This window comes from Deinococcus radiotolerans, assembly GCF_014647435.1.
GTDB classification, from domain to species: Bacteria; Deinococcota; Deinococci; order Deinococcales; family Deinococcaceae; genus Deinococcus; species Deinococcus radiotolerans.
On sequence record NZ_BMPE01000043.1, the window covers coordinates 1 to 2,556 of the forward strand.

Below are 2,556 nucleotides of genomic sequence, written 5' to 3' on the forward strand. Positions count from 1 at the left end.
CGCCTCCCAGTCTGCTGCTCGATTTGCAATCAGACTGGCACCGGAAACAGGGGCAAGGTCAGAAGTAGGGACTAGGTTCCCAAAGTGGGAAGGCTGCTCCGCTGGGCCGAGCTGAATGATTACCCGGAGGGTCGCGCCTTTCGTGCCAGCTGGTGCAGTAACCGTGACGGCATAAAAGTCGCCGCGCAGCGCTAATACTTCCGTTGCATTGTGTGAGGAGACGCTTTGACTCGACGCGCTTGGCAGACTGAGTGTCAGAGCAGCCAGGGCCAGGAGGGAATAGGTGCGCGCCGACACCAGTCGCAGTTCCGCGCACATGATGTGTGCAACTGGCCTACCACGACCAGATGCAGCCAGGGGACTGGGCTGAGGCGCATGCCAAAGCTTCACGAGCTGTTTCCAAACTACGTACAAGCGGTGGGACGGCAAAAGGCTTTGCGAAGAAGAATCAGGGGTGCAAGCGGGGTGAACGAAAGGATGACGCAATTCTTTTATATTGTCCGATATAAACTGCTGAGACCCATTTCTATCGCGTCCAGCTGAAGTACAACTCAGAGTCGAGGGCCTAGTAACGGGTCAGATCGAGGAGGCGAGCGGCCTCCTCAGCGGACGTGGGCGCCAGATTCATGAAGGCAGGACACATCGTGAGCCTGGACGATTCGTATCCTGGCATTCAGCCAGTGGCGCCGGGTGCACCATATCTGTCCCCTCAAGTGTCCCTGCCCACTACTTACCCTCAGGGCCTCTCACTTCTGGAGGTACTGACATGATGCGCACTGCCCTGACCCCCACCCTTAGCCTCTCCGCACTGCTCGCCCTGGGCCTAACTGCCTGCACGCCCCCCCAACACGCCGAATACGGGCGGGGGCGGCGGGCAGACCCTCGCCCGTATCACCCTCACCTGCGCTGCCAGCAGCGTCCTGGTGGACGCGACCACGACCTGCACCGCGCAGGGCCTGGCGGCCGGTAGCGCGGCGCTGTCCACCCAGCCCATCTTCACGTTTGCCAGTAGCAACCTGGGCGCAGCCCGTGCGGGTGCAACCGGGATCGTCACGGGCGTCGCGGCTGGCACTGCGGCCATTACGGCGAGCGCCGCCGGCATCACGTCGAACGCCGTGACCCTGAGCGTCAGCCGCGCGCCTACCCCAGCGCCCACCGGGACAACCATCATCTACAAGGGCTCACAGGCAGCGTTGAACACGGCCGCCTTCCACGGCGCGATCCGCGCGGACGGCACGGTCGCCTACAGCGTCCTGCGGGTGAGGGTCACCTCGGGAGCCAGCACCGAGTTGTACACCTACCGGGGCACCTCGAAGAAGGTGCTGACCCTCCCGTCCACTTCCACGCTGAACATAATGGCGCCCATGTGCATCGATAAGGCCGGGAATCTGGTGGTGCCGGTCGGTGAGCAGAGCACCTACGTGGACGTCACGAGCGGCGCGGTGACCGCCATTCCCTTCCCCACGGTGGACGGGGCTGGGGTCGTGCAGGTGGTGTGCCCGTCTGATAGGCGCGTCATCGGTTCAGAAACGGACTTCACGGGCCGGGACGACTACGAGTATGCGTTCGCGTGGACGCCGGGACAGAGCGGCGTGACAGCTTACGAGAAGGTGTTCAACGGGTGCGTCGGCTGCAACGTCAAGGACGCCAACGCCGCCGGAGACGTGCTATTTGCCAACGCGATCATCCGGGGCGGCGTGACCACGTTCTTCCCGAAGACGCCGGTCGATGCCCTGAACTTCCGGGGCGCGGCCCTGGACGAGGCGGGGACCGTGTGGGGCCTGAGTTTCACCACGACCGCCGAGCCGATCTACCTGGCCCAGTGGACGCCCGGGGGCGTGAAGCAGGTCACGGCACTCCCAACGGGCGCGGACTGGGTCGTAACCGACGCCAACAACGCCGGCGAAGTTCTTCTGCTGAGGCGGATCGTTGATTCAAAACTGGAAGGCGGCGTCGAACTCTCGTCCTTCGTGTTCCGTGATGGGACGCTGCGGCCCGTCACGGCCCCGGCCGGTTACCAGGCAGCGCTGAATGCCGTGGGCCTGGATGACCAGGGGCAGGTGCTCGTCCGCCTGCGCGGTCAGCACTCCAGTTATGACGACGCGTGGGCCCTGATCAGGTCTTAAGCGGGCGGACCGGGAGGCAGGGGAGCGCGACTCAGCGTTCCCCTGCCTCCCGCCCCGTGAGCTCCACGAGGGCCTGGACGCGGGGGTCCGGCGTGCCGAGGTCCTGCTGGTGCTGCGCGCCGAGCTGGGCGGCCAGGCGGCGGACGTCGGGATCGCTGGCCAGGGGCTCCAGGAGGGGCAGGAGGTCCAGCGCGTCCGGATCGAACGGATCGTCCCGCAGCAGGCGGTCTAGGAGGACGGTGGCCTGCGCGAGGGGCGGCTCCTGCGCGAGGGTCAGGGCCGCGGCGCGCCAGCGGGCGTGCAGGGCGCTGCGGAGCGTATCCACTTCCGGCAGGTCGGTGCCGGGCAGGAACGGGCCTTCGTACCCTGACTACCCTTCAAAACGGGACATGAGTGTGCTCAAGTTGCGCCAGGATGCGCCGGACGGATG

2 protein-coding genes are annotated in these 2,556 nt (G+C 65.6%); one reads left to right on the forward strand and one right to left on the reverse strand.

Annotation, left to right across the window (positions count from 1 at the left end):
- Positions 1–890 precede the first annotated feature (890 nt).
- The gene (locus IEY63_RS21980; RefSeq protein WP_268239689.1) at positions 891–2,126 is read left to right on the forward strand and encodes an Ig-like domain-containing protein; all 1,236 of its coding nucleotides are present in this window, start codon (positions 891–893) and stop codon (positions 2,124–2,126) included.
- Between the two features lie 31 nt (positions 2,127–2,157).
- Here the strand turns inward: IEY63_RS21980 and IEY63_RS21985 are convergent, their stop codons facing one another.
- On the reverse strand, positions 2,158–2,451 hold the full coding sequence (locus IEY63_RS21985) for a hypothetical protein (RefSeq protein WP_189071131.1): 294 nt from the start codon (positions 2,449–2,451) through the stop codon (positions 2,158–2,160).
- Positions 2,452–2,556: the final 105 nt, after the last annotated feature.